The 5,793-nt window shown below is 45.9% G+C and carries 5 protein-coding genes; all 5 read right to left on the minus strand.

What is annotated here, in order from left to right:
• Positions 1-656 (minus strand): DUF6443 domain-containing protein (locus tag CIK93_RS05640; protein WP_144007322.1); only part of this gene is annotated, 656 nt, incomplete at its 3' end.
• A gap of 120 nt (positions 657-776) precedes the next feature.
• The gene (locus tag CIK93_RS05645) at positions 777-1,358 is read right to left on the minus strand and encodes a hypothetical protein (protein WP_094389612.1); all 582 of its coding nucleotides are present in this window, start codon (positions 1,356-1,358) and stop codon (positions 777-779) included.
• Positions 1,359-1,624: 266 nt separating this feature from the next.
• Positions 1,625-2,602 carry an RHS repeat-associated core domain-containing protein gene (locus CIK93_RS05655; protein ID WP_254046745.1) on the minus strand — a complete coding sequence of 326 codons (978 nt, stop codon included), beginning with the start codon at positions 2,600-2,602 and terminating at the stop codon, positions 1,625-1,627.
• Positions 2,565-3,512 (minus strand): ankyrin repeat domain-containing protein, encoded by a 948-nt coding sequence (locus CIK93_RS05660; RefSeq protein WP_094446818.1) that lies wholly within the window; start codon positions 3,510-3,512, stop codon positions 2,565-2,567. Before CIK93_RS05660 ends, CIK93_RS05655 begins: the two co-directional genes overlap by 38 nt.
• Before the next feature lie 2 nt (positions 3,513-3,514).
• The coding region (locus tag CIK93_RS05665) for an RHS repeat-associated core domain-containing protein (RefSeq protein ID WP_216820889.1) at positions 3,515-5,793 on the minus strand (2,279 nt) is incomplete at its 5' end.

Genomic DNA, 5,793 nt, shown 5'->3' on the forward strand with positions numbered 1-5,793 from the left:
GTATCTCCTGCTGCGGTGCGCTCCATAATCTTCCTCCCGAGCAGGTCGGTGAATACGGCTGTGCTCCTGTTGTCGGCATCGTAAGACACTGCTTTTGCCAGCGTTCCCTCTGGATAGTACTCGAAGGCTGTGTTCTCGGGGAGCGTGAGGCTGTACGAGCCGTCCTCGGGAGCCTCGAAGTGCAGCACCTGGTCGGAAGCGGTGTTTGCGAGGTGTTCCGTCCTGTCCTGCTTTCCCGCCTGTCTCCATGTGTCTCCTGCGATGTCGACTGCTGTCACCCTGTCGAGCGCGTCGTAGTGGCTCTCGGTGAAGAATCCGTCGTCAAGATAAAACAAGCCCATGGACGTGACCCCGCTCACGGGGATATAGTCGAGTCCGCTTGCAGGCACGGGGAGATACCTGCGTTTCTCGCGCCCCGCTCCGTCGTAGGTCGTCAGGGTGCAGGCGGTCTCGCCGTTTCCTCCCGCCGTGGCGACAGAGAGCGTGGGGCGGCCCAGGCCGTTGTAGTACTGCACAGCCTGAATGGAATCCGTCCCGTAAGCGTCGAGCATCGTCACGGTCCTGACGTAGTTCTGGGATGGAGTCTGAGCCAGAACCGAGCATGGCGGCACCGCAAGCATCGTTATCAGCGTTATGTGTATTTTATTTATACTCATGGCTTCCTGTAGTTGTAACTATTGATGGAGATAACGGAATCGTTCGTTTGGACGACATAATCTAAACAAATTTGAATATCAGTATTTTCAATGCGCACCGTGCTCATGTCTCAATTTACTTTAATTATGTTTAATCGACTCATAATCCATCTTCTGATCTGAATCTTGCACACTTATTACTGGATTTATGCATATATCGTTAGTGTCATTATTAAAGATTATGTTGGGAATTTTATCTATGTTTTTCCCATTCGTTGGCTTAACCAATTTTAACTCCATCTTTGACATCAACTCCTTGGTTGAAACATTCCGCAACCATTCGCTATCAGTACTGTTTTTAGGATATATGGCAAAAAGGAATGTAATTGAAATACTATCTCCCGGTGCAAAATATTGCTGTGCTGAACCATTAAACTTATTACATCTATATAATTGATATGGCTGATAAAATAAATCCCTTGACTCTATATTGGCAATAACCGTTTTCTCGTATGGATACCCTATTGGTATAAATATGGAGTCATTGGATTTGTTTATGGCTAAATAGTGAATGGACAAACATCTTATGTTGAAAACGTTATCCATTTCGTCTCTCCTTATCTCTTTATTATCACCAACCATGCATAAATTCGCCTGCAAGACATATTTGTCATTGCACGCAAACAAAAGGGGTACTAATGTGACAATTATTAATCTCTTCATCTTTTATTCTCCTAAAAAAAATTGTTTGTATCTTATCAAACTTTGTTTGTAAGTATCAGTTGTCTTATTCCATGTTGGGTGGTTCATTAAATAATTAAATATTTTAATATTGTCGGTTTTGTTAGGATTCCTACTATCTTTCATGTAGTGATGCCATTGTTTTTTTATATGGCAGGTGTATTCTTCTCCACCTAACATGTTCTGAATATTACTTCGTGATTCAAACATTTGTTTGTTGTCTCCCCAAAAAGCTGTTATATTGTTGCCTAATGTGCTCGCATTTGTTTTATCATCACCACCATGACATTACCATAATGGCTATCAACGTGTATAGTGTTGCTATATGCGTCACGTGACCATTTCACAACATTAATCTGATTACAATCTATTTGGGTTAAATCTACTTCAGGCATTCTTCCAACGATATGTGTGAAAATTTTTGATAAAGCTTCTGCCGAAATATCAGATGATGGTAAACCAACTCTTGTATTAAGATTGATAACATATTTGCCATCTTTCAGTTCGCGATAGTCATCACTTATATATATATAATCCGATTCTGCAGAGTTTGTACCTAAGTATGTTCCGTCAGAAGTGTAATAATCATCCATCCCATCTGGATCCATCAACATTACCGGATTATTGTGGCAATACGCATACGGACTCACATTATAGTACTTCTCCGCCAGCGGATCTACCCTGTCCCAACGTGCAGTGACGGGATTGTACTGCCGTGCGCCGTAGTCGTAGGTGTTCAGTCCGTGCATCTTATCCAGTTCCTTACCATTGTATTTGTATGGCTGCACATCGTTGTTATTGGCGGAGCCGTCACAGAACTGGGCTCCAAAGGGGTAGTAGTTCATCGTCTGCATCACCGTCCCCGTGCTGCCTATCGCCTTCGTCACCTGACGGACATTGCCCAGGTGGTCCTTGTCATAGTAGAGGAAGGTGAAGTTGTCCTGCGTGGCATTATATTGTGTGGCCTGACAGTAGCCCTCGTCAAACTGGAACATGTCTATGCGTCCGTTCTTAAGCGTCAAGGCACCTCCAAGCAGATAGTCCGTGGAGTCTGTGTATAGTATCTCCGACGGCATGAGCTCCCTTGTGCTTCCTATGGCGACGGTGATGTTCGGAACGGCAGTCTGATACACCACTCGCAGTTTCTCGCCCGTGGCGGAATAGACAAACCTCGTCACGTTGCAGTTGTCAATACCGCTTGAGATATTCCTGTAATTCCTTTTCATCCTTCGGAGATATTTCACGTTTTATAACAGTTAAAGCCCAATCTGAGACAGGTGACTTCCAATAGTCCATTCCTCTTTCCTTTAAAAAATCTATGACTTTTAACTTTTCCTTATGCTTTTTAGAGTCAAGAGGATATGCCCTAAGTCTCAACATATAAAGAATGTCAACATAAAATGACTTGTAATATGCAGAGTCTTTAGAACTGATAACATCCATTCTTTTAAACTTCCTATTATAGTCTGCTCCGTGTTCCAGTAAATAAAGAAGGACATCCATACGATCAAATGTTAGTGCGACATACATTGCACCTGCACCTGTATCTTCTGTCTGCATGTTAACATCAGCACCTGCCTCCACAAGCATTCTTACTTTTTCATAATCTTCATCCAAATCCACTGCCTCGAACAACGCAAAATGGCGAGCGGGAATCCAGTTGCCAAGATTGTCTTGCTGCACTCCGCGCTCTACGGAATTGGGGTCTCCACCATATTCTAACAACATCTTTAGTATTTCAGGGGAAACACGACTAAATCTTGAAGCAATAATAACCGAATTATCCCCTCTATATCTAATGGTATCACATGGTACATTAGGATTTGCACCTAATTCCAATAATGCTTTTACTGATTCTTTCTTATTATTATGGGTGGCAAGCATTAATAGAGTTTGCTTCCATCTATCTTCCTTATAATCAATAGGTATATTCTTATCCTGAACCTGCCGCCTTATTTCATCGGCATTTTCGTCTTGTACAGCCTTGGCTAAATTCCATGCAATGGTGCCTTGAAATAACCTAAAATCATCTCCTAATAGTTTTTTCTTATCTACTGGCGCCTCCCTGTCTATGCACGCGGACGACAACAATACCAGCAAGACACATATTGCACAAAAATATCCATTATGTTTCATAATTAAAAGCCAAATAAAATATTGTTAGTATTCAACGTATATTGCGATTGTGCATTTTTGCTCTTCTGCATTATCATTTCCTTTCCCGAGGGATAGAAATTCTTTATGCTGTGCCCCATTATTGCACGGTTTTTATTGCGCCAATGTATATTTCCATTAGCTCTCACTCCCATGTGTGTTTGTTGGAAAATATTCAATTCATCCCGAACATGAACATATGCGTCTATTTTTGCACCTTTCCTGTTCCATGGTGCAATGGTAAGGGGACTTACCCATGCGGCATTAAATGTCATTGCACTGCGACCTGTCTTGTAGGCATTCGTAGCCGCCATGCCTCCGCCCAAAGAATGACCTACGAAAGTAAGTTCTTGATTAATATTGTCCGATAAAACACGTGCGTTTTCCTTTGAAATATTATACTGCTCCGAGACTCCAAATACCTGTAAGAAATTATTTTTCCAGTCTTCATAACTATCACTATCTGTTCCTGAAGTAGCATAGACATATTCTGTGACCCCGTCAATTGTACGTTCATATATAGCAGACTTAAAACCAGAACGGTCATCCCTTAAAGTGACTCCGTCTATATGCAAATTAGAGACTCTCCACCCCCCAATGAGTTCAACTTTGTCTTTGCCATATACATGATGCGCGATTCGAGCCGCTTCCTCTTCCGTAGGCTTCAAGCCATCTTCGTCCACAAACTTTACTGGATTCCCCAAACAATACACATACGGACTAACGCTATAGTATTTCTCCGCCAACGGGTCCATCCTGTCCCAACGTGCGGTGACTGGATTGTACTGCCGCGCTCCGTAGTCGTAGGTGTTCAATCCGTGCATCTTGTCCAGTTCCTTGCCGTTGTACTTGTACGGCTGCACGTCACCTGATGCGGCAGAGCCGTCACAGAACTGGGCTCCAAAGGGGTAGTAGTTCATCGTCTGTACTACTGTCCCATTGCTGCCTACCGCTTTCGTCACCTGACGTACATTTCCCAGGTGGTCCTTGTCATAGTACAGGAAGGTGAAGTTGTCCTGCGTGGCATTATATTGTGTGGCCTGGCAGTATCCCTCGTCAAACTGGAACATGTCTATGCGTCCGTTCTTAAGCGTCAAGGCACCTCCAAGCAGATAGTCCGTGGAGTCTGTGTATAGTATCTCCGACGGCATGAGCTCCCTTGTGCTTCCTATGGCGACGGTGATGTTCGGAACGGCTGTCTGATACACCACGCGCAGTTTCTCGCCCATTGCGCTATAGACATATTTCGTCACGTTTCCGTCGGTGAACTGTATCCTTATCGGATTGTTCCTCAGATCATAGTCTATCCTCGCTATCCTGCGGCTCGCGTCGCTCGTGAGCGACCCTGCCCCGTTGTATGTCAGTGGATACTCCTGCCCAGCCACGCCGTCGAAGTCCGTCGCCCCTGCGTACGGAAGTCTCCATACGTTGTCGAACACGCTTGCCAACTGGTTCCCCTCGTATGTCATCCGCAGGTCGTCAACCAATCCGAAACCTCCGTGCATCGCGTCCTGAAGCCCGCAACGTCGCAGCCTCTTGATGTTTCCGTTGCAGTCGTACTCCGCCTGCTCGTTGAAGTAGTTTCTGTTGCCTGTCAGGTTGTCGCCTGTTCCGAAAAGCGCCAGGTACAGGCGGTTGCACCCGTCGTACCTCAGGTTGTAGCCCTTGTATTCGCTATCATTCCTTGCCTTCCACCGCACGGTGCTTATGTTTCCGTTGTAGCATGCGCTGTCAAGACCGTCGGCATAGTACAGGTCTTCGCGGAATCCTCCGCTGCTGACGCTCTTGAGCCATCCGTGAACGTCGTATGTATATGAGCACATGGACTTGGATGTCCTGGTCAGTTGCCTTTCCTTCCTTTCCAGCCTGCCTATGGCGTCATAGACGTATCCCGTCTCACGCGACTGTGTGGAGGCACCATGTCTGACGGACAGGCTCATCTTTGTCTTTTTGCCATATTGGTACGTATAGGAGGTCTTTGCCATGAAGTCACTCCCGTAACCGACACCGGCATGCACCTCCGTGCTGTCAACGGCACCCGTGAACGTGTATGCCGTGACCACATCCTCGAGACGTCCGCCGAGACCCTTGCGTACACATCTCACCGCCTGCCCCTTGCGGTCGTACACGGTGACGGTGCCGAGGGCCTCGCCGCCGGTAGCGTACACCACCTGTCCCGTAAGGTAGCCGATGGCGTGCTGTCTCTGTTCCTGTCCAATGGTTAATGCAGGCATCGCGCTTGTAAGGTTGTTGCCGATGAATT

Origin of the sequence: Prevotella sp. P3-92 (assembly GCF_002251205.1) — a bacterium.
Classification (GTDB): Bacteria; Bacteroidota; Bacteroidia; order Bacteroidales; family Bacteroidaceae; genus Prevotella.